Source organism: Aliiroseovarius sp. S1339, from assembly GCF_023195695.1.
Classification (GTDB): Bacteria; Pseudomonadota; Alphaproteobacteria; order Rhodobacterales; family Rhodobacteraceae; genus Aliiroseovarius.
This window is the reverse complement of sequence record NZ_JALPQG010000004.1, coordinates 159,589-178,167: the sequence shown is the minus strand read 5'-3', so window position 1 is coordinate 178,167 and position 18,579 is coordinate 159,589. Positions and strand designations below refer to the sequence as shown.

Sequence of the window (18,579 nt, the reverse complement as noted above, 5' to 3'; positions counted from 1 at the left end):
TGAAACCAAAGCTGGAAAAACAAGCTTATGAGATCGCCGAAATCACGTTCGCGTAATAATAAGTCGAACCGAAACCGGAACAATCCGGGAAATATCATTAACCGCGTCTATGACAGCTCGGGCCCCGAGGGGAAAGTGCGTGGCACACCGCAGCAGATTATCGACAAATACACCCAACTGGCGCGTGACGCGTTTCTGTCGAACGACCGGGTTGCGGGCGAGAATTTCCAGCAACACGCAGAACATTATGTCCGCCTTCTGGGCGAGGCGCAGCGCGAGATGGACGCCCGTCGCCAACAGTCCGAACAGCAAAATCGCGAACGTCAGCAGCGCGAAAAAGAAGAACGTGAGGCGCGCGCCGAACGCAAACAATCCCATGACGTCCCGGGTGACGGCGACCAGCCCGACATCGCGCCCCAGCCGGACGTGGTTTCCGACAGTTCGGAAAGCGGTTTGGTCGAAACACCTGAAAGCAAGCCCAAGAAAGCGCCCGCGCGGGCACGCAAGCCTCGCAAACCGGCGAAGGCTGACGCGCCAGCCGCTGAACAGGTCGACGATCCGTCCGCAGATCGCAGTGCGCCCGACGCACCCGAGGCCGCTGAATAACAACGCGACCTGAATGAGAATTTCGGCCCGGTTCTTGAGGAAAGAGCCGGGCTTTTTCTATCTTGCGTCTATGGCTAATGCGCACCAATGGCCCGCCAAAAGAAAAGCCCCGCAACTGGGCGGGGCGTTCTTTGCGTGGTCCGAGTGGGTGGGCTTAATCGGTGCCGCGATAGGGTTCGACATACTGCAGCGCCATGTCCCATGGAAAGAAGATCCAGGTGTCTTGGCTGACCTCTGTGATGAAGGTATTCACCATCGGACGCCCTTTGGGCTTGGCGTAAACGGTGGCGAAATGCGCCTTGGGATACATCTTGCGCACCAGTTCCAGCGTTCTGCCACTGTCGACCAGATCGTCGACAATCAGGATGCCCTCGCCGTCGCCCATCATCTCTGCATCTGGGGCTTTCAGCACTTCGGCTTCGCCCTGCGACTGGTGGTGATAGGATTTCACCGACACCGTGTCGACGGTGCGGATGTCCAGCTCGCGCGCGACAATCATCGCAGGCGCCATGCCGCCGCGGGTGATCGCGACCACGGCGCGCCAGCCACCATCATCGGGGCCTTGGCCGTCCAGACGCCAGGCAAGCGCCCGGCTGTCGCGGTGAATTTGATCCCAGCTGATGTGAAAGCCTTTTTCGTGGGGCAGGCGGTCGCTCATTTCAGGTGCTCCTTATTTGCGACCAGTGGCCACGTCGATATCTGGGGCGTCAACCGCCTTCATTCCGACGACGTGATAGCCGCTGTCGACATGGTGGGTTTCACCCGTCACGCCAGACCCGAGGTCAGACAACAGATACAGGGCCGAGTTGCCAACGTCCTGAATGGTCACATTGCGGCGCAGCGGCGAATTCAGTTCGTTCCATTTCAGAATGTAGCGGAAATCACCAATCCCAGACGCCGCCAGCGTCTTGATTGGCCCCGCCGAGATCGAATTGACGCGAATACCGTCTTTGCCCAGATCTTCGGCCATATAACGGACCGATGCCTCAAGTGCGGCCTTAGCGACGCCCATGACGTTGTAATGCGGCATAACCTGTTCGGCACCGTAATAGGTCAGCGTCAGAAGCGCTCCCCCATCCGGCATCATCGCGGCGGCCCGGCGCGCCACGGCGGTAAAGCTGTAGACCGAGATATCCATGGTCACGCGGAAATTCTCTGGGCTGGTGTCGACATAGCGGCCGCGAAGTTCGTTTTTATCAGAAAAACCAATAGCATGGACGACGAAGTCCAACTTGCCCCATTTCTGTTCAAGAGTCGCAAACAGCGTGTCGATCGATGCCTGATCCGCCACATCACATTCCACGACAACATCCGAGCCAAGTTGTGCGGCCAGCGGATCAACCCGCTTTTTCAGCGCCTCACCCTGATAGGAAAATGCAAGCTCGGCACCAGCGTCGGCACAGGCTTTCGCGATCCCCCAAGCGATAGACTTGTCATTGGCAAGCCCCATAATCAGGCCGCGTTTGCCCTTCATTAATTCGGTCGACATTCTGGTTCCCCGTCCCGAGATACTGCGATATGCCCGTTTATGCGATCGGTCGTGCATCTTCAAGTCTGTGCACCGGGTTCTGCAATGGAACTGTAACAGAGTTGGCACGGAACCGCGCACGCCATAGGATTGGAATGCAACGAAAAGGAGGCCTCGATGATGGAACGTGGCGGGATATTTGCCGGTGACGACCCCTTCGTTATAGCGCGCAATTGGCTGGCCGAGGCTGAGACGAGCGAGCCCAATGACCCCGACGCCATCGCGCTGTCCACGGTCGATGCCGATGGCCTGCCGAACGCCCGTATGGTGCTTTTGAAAGACATCGAAGATGATGCGTTCGTTTTTTACACAAATTACGGCTCTGCCAAGGCGCAGGAGTTGGACCACGCGGGTAAAGCCGCCTTTGTCATGCATTGGAAAAGCCTGCGCCGACAAATTCGCGTGCGCGGCGCCATTGAACGCGAAGAGGGGCCGCAGGCAGACGCTTACTACGCATCAAGGTCGTTAAAAAGCAGACTCGGGGCCTGGGCGTCGCACCAGAGCCAGCCGCTAGCGTCGCGCGCGACACTGTTGGCAGAGGTGGCAAAAGTGACCGCCACACATGGCACAAACCCGACCCGACCGCCGTTTTGGGGCGGCTACCGCATCCATCCAACTGAAATCGAGTTCTGGGCTGACGGTGCTTTTCGCCTGCATGACCGGTTCAGGTGGACCCGATCGAAAAAAAGTGACTCTTGGTCAGTCACTCGTTTGAACCCTTAAATTAAAGGGGTAAACCGGTGATACATAAGCAGTATTGTATGTGTTTAGGGCTTGCACCCACAATTCAAACTCCGCAATAGTGGATTGGGGATGCGAAATTTTGAGGATGACAATGGCGCAAGATACTGACGTGCATGATCCAATCGTGCTGCGTGGCCAAGTCAAGTGGTTCGATCCAAGTAAGGGGTTTGGGTTCGTGATTGCAGACGAAGGTGGGGCAGATATTCTGCTTCATGCCAACGTGCTGCGCAATTTTGGCCAAAGCTCGGTTGCTGATGGATCGTTGATTGAGATTACCGTGCAATCGACCGAACGTGGCCGTCAGGCTGTGAGCGTGTTGTCGATTGAGCCACCTGAGGGGAACGGCGAACACCAGCTTGAAGAATTTTCCGAAGGTCTCGTGGATCCCGACAGTGTCGGCCCGCTTGAGCCCGCGCGCGTCAAGTGGTTTGACAAGGCCAAGGGGTTTGGTTTTGCGAATGTATTCGGGCGCTCGGAAGATGTGTTCATCCATGTCGAGGTTCTGCGCCGCTCGGGTCTGGCTGATTTGCAGCCGGGCGAGGCGATTGGCCTGCGATCTGCAGCCGGCAAACGTGGCTGCATGGCGGTCAGTGTGTCGTCATGGGACACAGCCGTCGACGTCGAAGACTAAGGTGGCTGGCGCGATGGGTATCGTGGCAAAATTAGGGGCGTCCACCATGGGCGCTCTTTTGCTGTCCGGCATGGCGTGGGCTGGCGATTGCGCGCCTGACCGTGTCGACCTGCGCGGCGATTGGGGTCAGGCCCGCTTTACTGTCGAGCTTGCGGATGATCCGCGCGAACGGGCGCGGGGTCTGATGGACCGTGAAAACATGCCCAGCACCCACGGGATGTTATTCCTTTTCGAACAGCCGCAAGAGGTCAGCTTTTGGATGAAGAACACGCTGATCGCTTTGGACATGCTGTTCCTGAACGCTGACGGGACAGTGGCCCGCATCCACCCAAATGCTGTCCCGCTGGACCTAACACCGATCCCCGGCGGGTCCGACATCCTTGCGGTGTTGGAAGTGAATGGCGGCATCGCCGCGCGTTTTGGCATCACGCAGGGCAGCGTTCTGCGTCATCCGTCTTTGGATCAGACCATTGCGGCATGGCCCTGTGCGGCGCAGGACTAAGCTTGCCTGCGGCACCTAGATTGCGCGCGCGGTCAATTTGCTCTTTTCATCACCCATAACCACGGTTAAGGAGAGGGCGTTCGGGGCGTAGCGCAGCCTGGTAGCGCGACGGTTTTGGGTACCGTAGGTCGCAAGTTCGAATCTTGCCGTCCCGACCATTTCTTCTCAAACCTTGATTTTGGCGATGATCGCCAGTCTGCCCGCTCACGCGGTCGGCCACAATATCTTGTGGTCGTAAACCACGACATCGCGTTGGCGCGGGCGTTGCAGGTGATGGTTTGGGAGAGGGGCTGGCGCACAATCGGGATCGGTGCGTTAAGTTTTGGTCTGACAGACGCACCCGGCACAAATCGCGACCTGATTCTTTTTCGAACACCGCTGATCGACAAAATCTGCCGCCACGGTGGCACCGGAATGTCACACTTGGCGTTTCAGCCCCTTGTTTTTCAGGCAGATTGCCCTCCATGCGGTTTTTATGGCGAATTTCGGCTGTTTACGTTGTTGCAACACGCGCCCGCGTTGACTGGCAATTCTTGCCCTGCGGTTGCGAATTGAGGTGATGCTTTTTCTTTTCGGCGTAAGTCCGCCGATTACTTAAGGAAATATGAAAGCGTCCTCAGAGGGCCGGTTGGCAGGAATCAGTTTGTTAACGTCCCGCTGGCTCAATCACCATTTCAGGTCAACGCAAAAGAGTTGTGGATAGGCCAGAAGTTTTTGTTGACCTGCTAGGGGTCCCTACGCCAAGTTGTGGGCGCTGGTCATCAAGCCACAACATATAGTGGCGGCAGGTTATAGCGGGACAGTGAAACACATATGACACGACCTGACGGGTCGACCTCATCCGGAGCGGCTAATACTGTTCTTCGGGCCGGGAAACGTTTGCCTTGTTTCGCTTCTTCGTGATCAGCGCCAATTTTAGAGGGGTGGATGTGCGCCAAGACGCACCCCACCGCAGCGTAACGAAGGACCGACGGGGCACCATGAAAATTGAACGCAAATTTACCAAAGCCGGGGCAGACGCTTATTCCGAGCTGGATTTCATCACAACATCTTCGGAAATCCGCAACCCGGACGGCACGATTGTGTTCAAACTGGACGATTGCGAAGTCCCGTCTGCCTGGAGCCAAGTCGCCTCGGACGTGATCGCGCAGAAATATTTCCGCAAAGCCGGTGTGCCTGCTGCCCTGAAGCGCGTGAAAGAAAAGGGTGTTCCTGAATTCCTGTGGCGCTCGGTTCCCGACGACAAGGCGCTGGCAGACCTTCCCAAAGAAGACCGCTTCGGCGGCGAGACCTCGGCCAAGCAGGTGTTTGACCGTTTGGCAGGGGCATGGACCTATTGGGGTTGGAAGGGTGGCTACTTCACCACCGAGGCTGACGCCAAAGCGTATTTCGACGAAATGCGCCATATGCTGGCCAGCCAGCGCGCGGCCCCGAACTCGCCCCAGTGGTTCAACACCGGCCTGCATTGGGCTTACGGCATCGATGGCCCAGCACAAGGCCACTATTACGTCGATCACAAGACCCGCAAGCTGACCAAATCCAAGTCCAGCTATGAGCATCCGCAGCCGCACGCCTGCTTCATCCAGTCAATCGGTGACGATCTGGTGGGCGACGGCGGTATCATGGACCTGTGGGTGCGCGAAGCCCGCCTGTTCAAATACGGCTCGGGCACGGGCACCAACTTTTCATCCCTGCGCGCGGCCAACGAACCTCTGTCGGGCGGCGGCAAATCCTCGGGCCTGATGGGCTTTTTGAAAATCGGTGACCGTGCTGCTGGCGCGATCAAGTCGGGCGGCACCACGCGCCGTGCGGCCAAGATGGTGATCGTGGACAGCGACCACCCGGACATCGAGGAATACATCAACTGGAAGGTCAAGGAAGAGCAGAAAGTGGCCTCGCTGGTAGCGGGTTCGAAGATGCACGAAGAGCATCTGAACCACATCTTTGCAGCCATCGGGTCGTGGGACGGGGCCGAGGAAGACGCCTATGATCCCAAGGTGAACGAGACCCTGAAAGACGTCATTCGGGCTGCGAAAAAGGTCGCTATTCCAGAAGTTTACGTTAAGCGCGTGCTGGATTACGCCAAGCAGGGTTATGGCTCGATCGAGTTCCCGACCTATGACACCGACTGGGACAGCGAAGCCTACGCAACTGTATCGGGCCAGAACTCGAACAACTCGGTGCGCGTCACCGACGCTTATCTGAAAGCTGTTGAGGCCGACGCCGACTGGGAACTGATCCGCCGCACCGATGGCTCGGTCGCCAAGACCATCAAGGCGCGCGATCTGTGGGACCAGATCGGTCACGCGGCATGGGCCTGTGCTGATCCCGGCATCCAGTATCACGACACGGTCAATGCGTGGCACACATGCCCGGAAGATGGCGCGATCCGCGGCTCGAACCCGTGCTCGGAATATATGTTTCTGGACGACACCGCCTGTAACCTCGCCTCGATGAACCTGCTGACCTTCCTGAAGGACGGCGTGTTCCAGGCCGAAGACTACATGCACGCGACCCGCCTGTGGACGATCACGCTGGAAATCTCGGTGATGATGGCGCAGTTCCCGTCGAAAGAGATCGCTGAGCGCAGCTATGTCTTCCGCACGTTGGGTCTGGGCTATGCCAATATCGGCGGTCTGCTGATGAACATGGGCTTTGGTTACGACTCGCCCGAGGGCCGCGCGATGTGTGGGGCGCTGACCGCGATCCTGTCGGGCGTGTCCTATGCGACCTCTGCCGAAATGGCGAGCGAGTTGGGCGCGTTTGAAGGGTTCGAGCGCAACAAGGACCACATGCTGCGCGTCATCCGCAACCACCGCACCGCCGCTTACGGCGCGAAAGACGGCTATGAGGACCTGGCGATCAAGCCTTTGCCGCTGGACCAGAAAAACTGCCCCGATGCCAAGCTTGTCGATCTGGCCATGGGTGCTTGGGACGAAGCGCTGGCGCTGGGTGAAAAGCACGGCTACCGCAACGCGCAAGTGTCTGTGATTGCGCCGACCGGCACCATTGGTCTGGTGATGGATTGTGACACCACAGGGATCGAGCCTGACTTCGCATTGGTGAAGTTCAAGAAATTGGCGGGTGGCGGTTATTTCAAGATCATCAACCGCTCGGTTCCCGCAGCGCTTGAAAAGCTTGGCTATGCCTCGTCCGAGATTGAAGAGATCATCAGCTACGCCGTGGGGCACGGCACCATCGGCAACGCGCCGGGGATCAACCACACGACCCTGATCGGGCACGGCTTCGGCCAAAACGAGATCGACAAGATCGAAGCCGCACTGCCGTCCGCCTTCGACATCCGTTTCGTGTTCAACCAGTGGACGCTGGGCGAAGAGTTCTGCACCAACGTGCTGGGCATCCCGACCGAGAAGCTGAACAACCCCGATTTCAGTCTGCTCAGCCACCTTGGTTTTACCCGCAAGGACATCGACGCGGCCAACGACCATGTGTGCGGCACGATGACGTTGGAAGGCGCGCCACACCTGAAGGAAGAGCATTACAGCGTGTTCGATTGCGCCAACCCGTGCGGCAAAAAAGGCAAGCGTTTCCTGAATGTTGACAGCCATATCTATATGATGGCGGCGGCGCAGAGCTTCATTTCCGGCGCGATTTCGAAGACCATCAACATGGCAAATGACGCGACGATTGAAGACTGCCAGAAGGCGTATGCGCTGAGCTGGTCGTTGGGGATCAAGGCGAACGCGCTCTATCGCGATGGCTCGAAACTCAGCCAGCCGCTGGCTGCCGCGCTCGTCGAAGATGACGAAGAGGCCGAAGAGATCCTCGCATCGGGTTCGACCCACGACAAAGCCGTGACACTGGCCGAGAAGATCATTGAGAAAATCGTGATCAAGGAGGTTGCGCGCGGCCGTGAAAAGCTGCCCGAACGTCGCAAGGGCTACACCCAGAAAGCCATCGTTGGCGGGCACAAGGTTTACCTGCGCACCGGCGAATACGAGGACGGCAATCTGGGCGAGATCTTCATCGACATGCACAAGGAAGGGGCCGGCTTCCGCGCGATGATGAACAACTTCGCCATCGCCGTGTCGGTCGGCCTGCAATACGGCGTGCCGTTGGAGGAATTCGTCGACGCCTTCACCTTCACCAAGTTTGAACCGGCTGGGATGGTGCAGGGCAACGATTCAATCAAGAACGCGACCTCGATCCTTGATTATATCTTCCGCGAACTGGCCGTGTCCTATCTGGACCGCACCGATCTGGCGCATGTGAAGCCAGAAGGCGCGGCCTTCGACGATCTGGGCCGTGGTCAGGAAGAAGGCGTCGCCAACGTTCAGGAAATGACGGAAACCGCCGCCACCAAGTCCTTGGAAGTGTTGAAGCAAATCAGCTCGACCGGGTATCTGCGCAAACGTATGCCGCAAGAGCTGATGGTGCTTCAGGGCGGGGCCAATATGGGTGCCACGGTGTTGTCCGGGACCGATCCGGTCGGCGTGCTGAATACGCTGGTGCCGGAAACGACGGGCGTAAAAACGACCGTGACCGAAACACTGGTCAGCGAGACGGCGATTTCGGCCGGGACGATCAACAAGATCGACGCGCGCACCAAAGCCAAGATGCAAGGCTATGAGGGCGATCCTTGCGGCGAATGCGGCAACTACACCTTGGTGCGCAACGGGACCTGTATGAAGTGCAACACTTGTGGGTCGACCACGGGCTGTAGCTAAGACGTTGCGCCGGTTGCGCCCGTACTCCAAGGGGTGCGACCGGTGAAAAACAGGGCAGGGCGGATTTACCGCCAGCCCAAACAGACACGGGGCGGGTGCGCTCGCCCCCTGACGCGGATAGGGCCGCAGGCAACAACAAAGCGGGCAGTAACAATCACGAGCCTTATCAGCGAAACTGGGGCGCCCTTGGGTGCCCCATTCTTTTTTGGGGCGCTGTCTCTGACAGGCGTTTTGCGTCGCGCGAACAGGCGGCTGATTCTCTGGCTTGGTATGGCTGAGTTTACCCAGCGGCACCAATAGACGCGAAAACGCGAAATTAAATCGCATGGCGCTCAAAAATTATATCGGGTTTGGCGGCTTTCTCCGTATAGGCGGAAATTTGCCCTGTTTTTGCCGCATCCAGGTGGTAAAACATCTACTAGAAGTGGAGACGTAGATGTTGGGAATAATCCTATGGTACAACGCCGAAAAGAGCGTTGGCTTGATCTGGTGCGAAGATCAGGGGCCGCTGGCTTACATCGGTCCTGACGTCAGCAAGCCGGAAGGTGTGGACGATCTGAAGCGCGGATCGCAAATCTGGTTCGAGTACGACGAGACCAACGGATTTCGTACGGTGCGCCGGATCGAAGCTGTGTCGGTCGTGATGTGCGGAACAGACCCGGCCAAGGTTCTGGCAAAGTATGATCCACCATCCACACGATCGGTGCTGCGGGTTGTGGCCTGACGCGGTCGCTGGGCCGCAGGGTCGGCCGGGCAACGACTAACGTTATTCATCCTTTTACGGCAATAGAACACGCCCGCCATGTGATCATGACGGGCGCATATACGGTAGGTTAAGGGTTTTCAGCCCTTCGCGCCGCGTGACAGGGCTGCAACGCCGGTTCGTGCCACCTCGATCAGGCCAAGCGGACGCATGAGTTCAGCGAACGCTGAAATTTTCTCTGTCGTTCCAGTGATTTCGAAGACGAAGCTGTCAAGCGTCGAGTCGACCACGTTGGCACGGAAAATGTCGGCAAGGCGCAGGGCTTCGACCCGCTTGTCGCCAGCACCCTCCACTTTGAACAACGCCAGTTCGCGTTCTACCGCCGGGCCTTCGACCGTCAGGTCGTGCACGTCATGCACTGGCACGATGCGGCCAAGCTGCGCCTTGATCTGTTCGATGACGGCGGGCGTTCCGGTGGTGACGATGGTGATCCGCGACAGATGGCCCAGATGGTCGACCTCGGCCACGGTCAGGCTTTCGATGTTATAGCCACGACCCGCGAAAAGGCCGATTACACGGGCCAGCACACCAGCTTCGTTGTCGACGATGATCGCCAGCGTATGACGCTCGATTACATCCGAATTGGGGTCGCGCAGGTCATAGGCCGATTTGCGTGACGAGCCTTTTTTGATCTTGAGTGCAGACATTTCCAGACCCTCCTTAAACCAGCGTCGCGCCTGAGGAACCGATGACGCCTTGCGTCTCGGCTTCACCCAGGAGCATTTTGTTATGCGGCTCGCCCGATGGGATCATCGGGAAGCAGTTGGCGTGTTTTTCCACCAGCACGTCCAGAATGAACGGGCCGTCATAATCCAGCATTTCCTGAATGGCGTCATCCAGTTCGGCGGGGTCGGAGACTTGCCGACCCTTACAGCCAAAGGCCTCGGCCAGTTTGACGAAATCAGGCAGGCTTTCCGACCAGCTTTGCGAATAGCGTTCACCGTGCAACAACTCTTGCCATTGGCGCACCATGCCCAAGCGTTCGTTATTCAGGATGAACTGCTTGATAGGCGCGCGGAATTGAACGGCGGTGCCCATTTCCTGCATGTTCATCAGCCAGCTTGCGTCGCCCGCCACGTTGATCACCAGCGCATCGGGATGCGCGATCTGCGCGCCAAGCGAGGCGGGCAGGCCATACCCCATCGTGCCCAGACCCCCAGAGGTCAGCCAGCGGTTGGGGTCGTTGAAGCCCAAGAACTGTGCGGCCCACATCTGGTGCTGACCCACTTCGGTGGCAACATAACGGTCCTTGTCCTTGGTCAGCGCCTCAAGACGTTCCATCGCATATTGCGGCTGGATTACTTTGTCGTTGCCTTGATAGGACAGGCAGTCGCGCGCCCTCCAATCCTGAATTGTGGCGGTCCAGTTGGTCAGCGCATCGGCGTTGGTCTTGCGTCCGCGTGCTTTCCAGATTTTCAGCATGTCTTCAAGCACATGGCCAACGTCGCCGATGATCGGGATCTCAACATGGATGACCTTGTTGATCGAACTGGGATCAATATCGATATGCGCCTTTTTCGAACCGGGGCTGAATGCATCCATCCGTCCGGTGATCCGGTCGTCAAACCGCGCGCCGACGCAGATCATCAAATCGCAGTCATGCATCGCCATATTGGCTTCATAAAGCCCGTGCATCCCCAACATACCCAGCCAATGTTCACTCGTGGCCGGGTAGGCGCCCAAACCCATGAGGGTCGAGGTGATTGGGAAGCCAGTGGCATCCACAAGCTCGCGCAACAACTGGCAGGCTTCGGGGCCGGAGTTGATCACGCCACCCCCGGTGTAGAAGATCGGGCGCTTGGCGGTTTCCATTGCGGCCACCAGTTCGGTAATCGCATCTGTGTCGCCACGCACTTGGGGGGTGTAGTGGCTGGTGTCAGCTTTCGCAGGCGGGGTGTATTGACCCGTCGCGAATTGCACGTCTTTCGGGATGTCGACCAGCGTCGGCCCCGGACGACCCGCGGTCGAGACGTGAAAGGCCTGATGGATCACATCCGACAATTTGTCAGTCTCTTTCACGAGCCAATTGTGTTTGGTGCAGGGGCGCGTGATGCCCACCGTGTCGGCTTCCTGAAACCCGTCCGTGCCGATCATGAAGGTCGGCACCTGTCCGGTCAGCACGACGATCGGGATCGAATCCAGTAGCGCATCGGTCAGACCGGTCACCGCGTTGGTTGCACCGGGGCCAGAAGTCACCAGCACAACGCCGGGCTTGCCGGTAGAGCGGGCGTAACCTTCGGCGGCGTGCACAGCCCCTTGTTCATGACGCACCAGAATGTGGCGAATGTCATTTTGTTGAAAAATCTCATCGTAGATCGGTAGGACAGCACCCCCCGGATAGCCAAAGACTGTGTCGACACCCTGATCCTTCAGGGCCTGCACCACCATTTTCGCTCCGGTCATCTGACGTGTCATCACTCTCTCCGTTCCACGTGCGTTATTCACAAAAAAGCCCCCGATTTTCGGGGGCGCATGGGGATCCAATATGGTTCCGTTACCGGCCCATGCGCCATTTTCTTACAAGTACGAGGACGCTGCCCATTGCAACATTTCCTTTGTCTTGCCCACCCGTGTAAAGCGTGGGGCTTCCTGCTTACGTGGGCGCGACATTATGAGCGGGGCGAGGGGGCGTCAACCGCGAAATGGGCGAATAAAGTGTCGCAGGTGCGAATATTTTGTAATTTTTGGACTGTTTGATGATGGCTTGGCGTAATTATCGCAAATCTACGACCGGTTTTTGCATCTCCGGGGCCAAATGCCGAAGACCGCCCTTGATACCTATAACGGGTGACGGCGCAGCCTTAGCTGCTGTCGGAGCGCACAGTATCGGGCAATGTGATCCCGGCCACCTGTTCAGCAATCGGATCGGTCGAGAGGGGGTGCAGTTCGGAAGAATAATCCTCGTCCCCCCGCAGCGGTGTCCATTCGCCCTTGCGATAGATTTCAAGGGCTGAGAATTTGGACTTGTAATCCATCTTCGGACTGCCCGGCACCCAATAGCCCAGATAGACATAATCAAGCCCTGCTTCGCGGGCGATCTGGATGTGGTCCAATATCATATGCGTGCCAAGCGAGGTCTTGTTGCGGTCCGGATCATAGAAGGAATAGACCATCGACAACCCGTCATCCAACACGTCTGTCAGGCAGACCGCGCGCAAAGGGCCGATGGGCTCGTCGCCCGGCTCTTGCCCCGCGCCACGTTCAGAATATTCGATGACGCGGCTTTTGATCGGCGTTTCCTCAATCATTGCGGCGAATTCAAACACATCCATATCGGCCATGCCGCCGTCGGCGTGGCGGGTGTCAAGATAGCGGCGGAAAAGGTCATACTGATCTTCGCTGGCCCATGGGGCACGTGCACGGCGTTCCAGATCATCGTTGCGCTTCATGGCGCGGCGCTGGCCCTTGGTTGGCTGGAAGTCAGCCACACGGATGCGGGCCGACAGGCAAGCCGAGCAATCCGCACAGGACGGGCGATACAACACGTTCTGTGATCGGCGAAAGCCTTGCTTTGACAGGGTATCATTCAGGGTGTCGGCATGTTCGCCCTGCAGGGCGGTGAACAACTTCCGCTCCATCCGGCCATCCAGGTAGGGACACTCCTGCGGCGCGGTAACGTAAAACTGTGGTGCAAGCGGTAATGTATGGCGCATGACGCTTTCGAAACTGTACTGGTACTGGAAAGTTAGCGCGGACGACCAGATCGGGCAAGTCCCTGACAGCCGCAAGGTAAATGTACGCGTCTAGCGACCAGCGGCGCGGTTCACGGCGGCGGTGCCTAGCACCATATCCACCAGACCTTGCCCGCGCGGTGTAGTGAACATCATCACGATCGAGATCACTTGCAGCACAAATGTCGACATCGACACGAAATAGCCCAACGTGTGAAGGGCGGCGGTTGATCGGTCGAAGCGTTCGCCGCGGTGGTTGCGCAGCTCAATTGCGGCCAGGCGCATGCCTAGGGTTGCGGATTGGCTGGTCAGTGTGGTGACGCGATAGACGAAGCTGACAGCTAGATAGATCAGGCCCCATAAGAAGAACCCGATGCCAAAGGTCAGAAGGCTGACCAGAACGCAAAGGGCGAAGATCAGAACCACGTCAATCAACCAGGCCAGCAGCCGTTTGAATACCACGTCCTGGTAAAACTCGGCCTGCGTTTCGGGATCGGGCAAGCCCCAATAGGGGCTGCGGCCCTGGGTGTCGCCTTGGAACGCGTGTGGGAAATCAGACATGCATCGGTCCTGTGTTCTTGTGGTGTCAGGCAAAAGGCCCGGCCCATTTGTTTGGGCCGGGCGGGGGCTGACACCTATGAAGGTGTCAGCGATAGGTTTACGACTTTTTCTTCTTCTTGTCGCGGGCCGGTTCGTCCAGCACTTCAATGTCGTCTACATCATCGCCCATGTCATCTGCGGCGTAGTCGTCATCATAGGCCTGATCACGAGCCGTCTGTGCGGCGCTGACGCGTTCGTCCATAAACTGGTCGAACTCGGACTTGTCCTTGGCGGCGCGCAGGCGTTCCAAGAAGGCTTCAAATGCTTCCTGTTCGCTCATCAAACGGCGCAGTGTTTCGGCCTTATAGGCGTCAAATGCGGTGTTGCCCGAGGTCGAGAACCCATGGCGACGAGCGTAACGTGCGTCTTTCCATGCGGTTGTTTCGGTCGAACGGCGGCGGCTGCAAGATTTCGAGAACATGCGTTTGCTCCAGATCATATAGGCAAGAAGGGCCAGCCCAACGGGCCAGAAGAAGATGAAGCCGATGACCATGGCCGCGATCCAAGCGCCTTTGCCGCGCTCGTCCAGCCATGCCTCGCTTCGCGAAAACCAGCCGCGCGGTGCGGCGGGGAAGTCGGTTTGTGCGGCGGTGTTCATGGTAGGTCTCCGTTGGTTGGTGTTTAATGTGAATGTCTTTCACATGATTAAGATGTGGGTATTTCTGCCCTCGCATCAAGTGTTAATGTGAAAGTTTTTTACATTAATTTCATAAACCCTTGCCATTGAACAAAAAAAGCCGCCCCGAAAGGCGGCCTTTTGTTGGCTGTGATGGGCGGGTTAGTGTCGATTCCCGAACCACATACGGCTGATCAGACCATCTTTCAGGGCAAACTGATGATACAGCCAGCCCGCGATATGTGCCAAAATAGTCAATGCAAGCAGCTTTGAGATAATCCCATGCGCCACGCGCGGGGCCAGATCGTCGAAGGTTTCGGGCAGCGGCGCACCCGATCCGCCAAACACGATGTCAGGCAGGCCTGCGGTCAGGGAAATGCCGACGCCGCTCGCCACCATCAGCAAGACAAGCGTATAAAGCGCCCAATGCGCGGCGCGCCCGCCCATGTTCAACAAGGCATTGCCTGTGTCCGCTTTCGGGGGGTGTTGGGTTTTCAGCCGCGTGACCAAACGTGCCAGCATCAAGACACCAATAACCAGACCAACGGTCATGTGCGCGCGCAGGCTGAACATTTTGTCAGGGCTGTCATTGGGCAAGGCGGCCAGCACTTGCCCACCCATGATCAAAGCGCCAATGACCATTGCGGCAAGGATCCAGTGAAGGGCAACTAGGGCGGGGTGATAACGGGTCATGAGACCTCCTGTCTATGCGAGTCACGGCATAATAGTTGCACTTGCAAGATTGGTAAGAAAACCTTGCAAGTGCAAGCTATGGGGCGAATGTCGCGAACGCAAGTGCAGATTTCCGCCGCGATGCGTCAAACGGCCACGAAGTCTGCGCTGTGCGCCGCGCTTGCTTTGATTAACTCGGCCGGAGGAGCACCAAACACGTGGCGCGGCGTGCCCGCTGCCGCCCAGACGGTGTCGAAGGTCAACAGGTGGGGGTCATAGAACGCGCGCACCGGACGGGTCAGCCCCACAGGCGACACGCCCCCGATGGCAAAGCCGGTTTCCGCGCGGATCAGTTTCGCGTCCGCCTTGCCCAATGGCTCGCCCGCCAATGTCGACGCCTTCTGCGCATCAACCTGATTGCCACCAGCAGTTAGAAACAGGACTACATGCCCGCTGCGTTTGCCGCGAAAGATGATCGACTTGGCGATCTGGTCAATCTCGCACCCAATGGCGCGGGCCGCGTCTGCGGCGGTGCGTGTGCCCGCGGCCATCTCGTGAATCTGGGTGTCGATCCCAAGGGCGATCAGGGCGGACTGCACGCGTTTCAGGCTTTTCGACACATCGCGGTCCTTTTCCATATTCGCGTTGAGGCCACGTTATCTAAACCGCCGCCGTGCGCAAGCCACGCCGATCCCAATTGCCACGGGATGCAGTCGCCAGTTGACCCGCCCCTGCCAGAGGGGCAATTTGCGGCCATGAGCCATAAGCCCTTTGCCACCCGCATCACCCGTTGTCCTATTCCCTTTGAGGCCGAACCCGCGGCCGAGATTGAAGCGCTGTTCGCGGATCTGTCGCCTGAACTGCGCGAGGTGCTGGCCGGGACGGCAGGCTGCGCGCCTTATCTGAAAGGGCTGATGGAAAAGCAGGCGGACTGGTTGCGCACAGCGTTGGCCGGTGCGCCCGAGGATGCGATTGCCGCCACTTTGGCCGCAATCTCGCCCGACGCAGATAGCGACAGCGCGCTGCGTGCAACACTGCGCATTGCCAAGCAGCGTGTCGCTTTGCTGGCGGGTCTTGCCGATCTGGCAGGGGTCTATGCGCTGGAACAGGTCACCGGTGACCTGACGGATCTGGCCGACCGGGCAACCAACACCGCAATGCAATTTCAGGTGGGGCATGAAATCCGGCGCGGCAAGCTGCCCGGCATGACGGAAGACGACATTGAGACCACCGGCGGTCTGGCCGCGCTGGCGATGGGCAAGATGGGCGCGCATGAGCTGAATTATAGCTCGGATATCGACCTGATCATGCTGTTTGACGACAGCAGGTTCGAAGGCGCCGATTTTCACGACGCCCGCGCCAGCCACGTCCGCGCGACCCGGAAGATGAGCGCGATGCTGTCCGAATTGACAGCCGATGGCTACGTGTTCCGCACGGACTTGCGCTTGCGCCCCGATCCGGCTGTGACACCGGTCTGTGTCTCGATGTCGGCGGCTGAACGGTATTACGAAAGCCTTGGCCGCACGTGGGAACGCGCCGCCCATATCAAAGCGCGCCCCTGTGGCGGTGACCTTGCGGCGGGGGAGGCCTATCTGACCCGGCTTAGACCGTTCATCTGGCGCAAACATCTGGATTTCGCCGCCATTCAGGATGCTCATGATATGCGCTTGCGGATTCGCGAACACAAAGGGCTGCACGGCGATATCACCTTGCCGGGCCACGATATGAAGCTGGGTCGCGGCGGCATTCGCGAGATCGAATTTTTCACCCAGACGCGTCAGATTATCGCCGGGGGCCGGGACGAAGGGCTGAGAATGCGCGGCACGGTGGAGGGGCTGGCGGGGCTGGCTTCCAAGGGCTGGGTGCCCGCCGATGTCGCCCAGATCCTGACCGGTCATTATCGCTTCCACCGCGCGGTCGAACATCGCGTCCAGATGATGCGCGACGCGCAGACGCACGAGTTGCCGTCCACGAACACAGGTTTTGACCGGCTGGCGCGGATGATGGGGGAAGGGGACACGGATGCTCTGAAATCCCGCATCCATGACGCCTTGTCCGAAGTGCACGCGGTCACCGAAGAATTCTTTGCGCCGGACGGCTCCGCTGCCGACACCCGCGAACTAAGTGAAACAGAAGCCGAGATCGTGCGCCGCTGGAAAACCTATCCCTGCCTGCGGTCCGCCCGCGCGGTCGAGATTTTCAACCGACTAAAGCCTGACCTGCTGGCCCGACTGGCGGATGCACCCCGCCCGCATGATGCGCTGATCCAGTTCGATGGCTTTCTGTCGCGCCTGCCGTCGGGGGTTCAGTTATTCTCGCTCTTTGAAGCGAACCCGACGCTTGTCGACCTGATCGTTGATATTGCCGCGACAGCCCCCGCGCTCGCGGCGTATTTGGGGCATAACGCGCAGGTTCTGGACGCGGTGATCGGCGGCGGGTTTTTCGAGGACTGGCCGGGGCTGGACGCGTTGCACGCGCAACTCGTCGCCCGACTGGAAAGTTTGACGGATTACGAAGCGCGACTGGATGGCACCCGGCGCTGGATGAAAGAATGGCATTTTCGCATCGGCGTGCATTTGCTGCGCGGCCTGATCCCGGCGCGCGAAGCAGGAACCCAATATACCGATCTTGCCGACGCGGTGATCCGCGCGATTTGGCCTGTCGTGGTCGAAAACTTTGCCGTCAAGCATGGCGACCCACCGGGGGCAGGGGCCGCAATCATCGGCATGGGGTCACTGGGTGCGCGCAGCCTGACCGCAACCTCGGACCTTGATCTGATCATGATCTATGACCCAAAGGGCGAGGACATGTCTGATGGCCGTCGACCCTTGGCGACCCGCACATATTATGCCCGCCTGACACAAGCCTTCCTGACTGCGCTGTCCGCCCCAATGGCTGAAGGGCGGCTTTACGAGGTCGACATGCGCCTGCGCCCGTCGGGTCGGCAGGGTCCGGTTGCCACCTCAATCGACAGCTTCCGCGCCTATCAGAAGGACGAGGCGTGGACATGGGAACATCTGGCCCTGACCCGTGCCCGCGTGATCACCGGCCCGGACAGCGTGGCCAAGGCTTACGAGGCCGCGCGCGCCGAAGTGATGGCATTCGACCGTGATCCGGCGAAGGTCGTGGCGGACGTCATCGACATGCGCCACCGAATTGCCGAGGCGAAAACTGGCGGCGGTGCGTTGGATGCGAAACTGGGGGTGGGGCATTTGCAAGACGTCGAGCTGGTCGCCCAAGCCGCCGCGCTGCTGTCGCATGACACCGCGCGTGATCCTGCATCTCAGATCGCCCAAGGTGTCGCTTCGGGTTGGTTTTCTGACGCGCAGGGGCGGGCCATGGCGGAAAGTCATGATCTGATGTGGCGACTGCAAGCGGCCTCAAAGCTGTTGTCGGATGGACCATTGGACCTTGACGCGCTGGGGAAGGGCGGGCAGGACTTGTTATTGCGCGAAACCGGTGCCGAAAGTGAGACGGCGCTGGTTAAGGATTTAGAGAACAAGGCACGGGCCGCTGCCCAAGCCATAGACGAGGTGCTGGCGTCGCCACCGGGTTAAA

Annotated in this window: 16 protein-coding genes and 1 tRNA gene; 8 read left to right on the top strand and 9 right to left on the bottom strand. The window is 58.8% G+C overall.

Translation table 11 applies throughout. The features are described 5' to 3' along the window. Positions 1–27 precede the first annotated feature (27 nt). Positions 28–606 carry a DUF4167 domain-containing protein gene (locus MUY35_RS07555; protein ID WP_248365259.1) on the top strand — a complete coding sequence of 193 codons (579 nt, stop codon included), beginning with the start codon at positions 28–30 and terminating at the stop codon, positions 604–606. 154 nt (positions 607–760) lie between these two features. Here MUY35_RS07555 and gpt read toward each other — a convergent pair whose 3' ends face one another. Next, positions 761–1,264 carry a xanthine phosphoribosyltransferase gene (gene gpt, locus MUY35_RS07550; protein WP_248365258.1) on the bottom strand — a complete coding sequence of 168 codons (504 nt, stop codon included), beginning with the start codon at positions 1,262–1,264 and terminating at the stop codon, positions 761–763. A 12-nt stretch (positions 1,265–1,276) separates the two neighbouring features. Then, entirely contained in the window at positions 1,277–2,095 is an 819-nt protein-coding gene (gene fabI, locus MUY35_RS07545; protein ID WP_248365257.1) for an enoyl-ACP reductase FabI, read from the bottom strand. Between the two features lie 156 nt (positions 2,096–2,251). Here fabI and pdxH point away from each other — a divergent pair, with 156 nt between their 5' ends. The 6 genes from pdxH (at position 2,252) to MUY35_RS07515 (ending at position 9,423) form a co-directional block, all read left to right on the top strand. After that, a complete protein-coding gene (pdxH, locus tag MUY35_RS07540; RefSeq protein ID WP_248365254.1) occupies positions 2,252–2,857 on the top strand; it encodes a pyridoxamine 5'-phosphate oxidase in 606 nt (201 codons plus the stop codon). Positions 2,858–2,969: 112 nt separating this feature from the next. After that, positions 2,970–3,509, top strand: coding sequence for a cold shock domain-containing protein (locus MUY35_RS07535; RefSeq protein WP_248365247.1), 540 nt, complete (start codon positions 2,970–2,972; stop codon positions 3,507–3,509). Between the two features lie 46 nt (positions 3,510–3,555). Further along, complete coding sequence (locus tag MUY35_RS07530; protein WP_248365244.1) at positions 3,556–4,011, top strand: DUF192 domain-containing protein; 456 nt, start codon at positions 3,556–3,558, stop codon at positions 4,009–4,011. An 81-nt stretch (positions 4,012–4,092) separates the two neighbouring features. Beyond that, positions 4,093–4,169, top strand: a tRNA-Pro gene (locus tag MUY35_RS07525). Between the two features lie 822 nt (positions 4,170–4,991). Further along, the gene (locus MUY35_RS07520; RefSeq protein ID WP_248365242.1) at positions 4,992–8,699 is read left to right on the top strand and encodes a vitamin B12-dependent ribonucleotide reductase; all 3,708 of its coding nucleotides are present in this window, start codon (positions 4,992–4,994) and stop codon (positions 8,697–8,699) included. A 436-nt stretch (positions 8,700–9,135) separates the two neighbouring features. After that, positions 9,136–9,423 carry a hypothetical protein gene (locus tag MUY35_RS07515; RefSeq protein ID WP_248365239.1) on the top strand — a complete coding sequence of 96 codons (288 nt, stop codon included), beginning with the start codon at positions 9,136–9,138 and terminating at the stop codon, positions 9,421–9,423. 119 nt (positions 9,424–9,542) lie between these two features. Here the strand turns inward: MUY35_RS07515 and ilvN are convergent, their stop codons facing one another. The 7 genes from ilvN to MUY35_RS07480 form a co-directional block, all read right to left on the bottom strand. Next, complete coding sequence (gene ilvN / locus MUY35_RS07510; RefSeq protein ID WP_248365236.1) at positions 9,543–10,109, bottom strand: acetolactate synthase small subunit; 567 nt, start codon at positions 10,107–10,109, stop codon at positions 9,543–9,545. A 13-nt stretch (positions 10,110–10,122) separates the two neighbouring features. Continuing rightward, positions 10,123–11,877, bottom strand: coding sequence for an acetolactate synthase 3 large subunit (locus MUY35_RS07505; protein ID WP_248365232.1), 1,755 nt, complete (start codon positions 11,875–11,877; stop codon positions 10,123–10,125). A 386-nt stretch (positions 11,878–12,263) separates the two neighbouring features. Further along, positions 12,264–13,115 carry an arginyltransferase gene (locus tag MUY35_RS07500; protein WP_248365229.1) on the bottom strand — a complete coding sequence of 284 codons (852 nt, stop codon included), beginning with the start codon at positions 13,113–13,115 and terminating at the stop codon, positions 12,264–12,266. Positions 13,116–13,205: 90 nt separating this feature from the next. After that, a complete protein-coding gene (locus MUY35_RS07495) occupies positions 13,206–13,694 on the bottom strand; it encodes an RDD family protein (RefSeq protein ID WP_248365226.1) in 489 nt (162 codons plus the stop codon). 97 nt (positions 13,695–13,791) lie between these two features. Further along, positions 13,792–14,331 (bottom strand): DUF2852 domain-containing protein, encoded by a 540-nt coding sequence (locus MUY35_RS07490; RefSeq protein ID WP_248365224.1) that lies wholly within the window; start codon positions 14,329–14,331, stop codon positions 13,792–13,794. Positions 14,332–14,511: 180 nt separating this feature from the next. Beyond that, on the bottom strand, positions 14,512–15,042 hold the full coding sequence (locus tag MUY35_RS07485) for a cytochrome b/b6 domain-containing protein (RefSeq protein ID WP_248365222.1): 531 nt from the start codon (positions 15,040–15,042) through the stop codon (positions 14,512–14,514). A 125-nt stretch (positions 15,043–15,167) separates the two neighbouring features. Next, on the bottom strand, positions 15,168–15,641 hold the full coding sequence (locus MUY35_RS07480) for a YbaK/EbsC family protein (RefSeq protein WP_248365220.1): 474 nt from the start codon (positions 15,639–15,641) through the stop codon (positions 15,168–15,170). 135 nt (positions 15,642–15,776) lie between these two features. Between MUY35_RS07480 and MUY35_RS07475 the strand changes: the two genes are divergently transcribed. Next, on the top strand, positions 15,777–18,578 hold the full coding sequence (locus MUY35_RS07475; protein ID WP_248365218.1) for a glutamine-synthetase adenylyltransferase: 2,802 nt from the start codon (positions 15,777–15,779) through the stop codon (positions 18,576–18,578). Position 18,579: the final 1 nt, after the last annotated feature.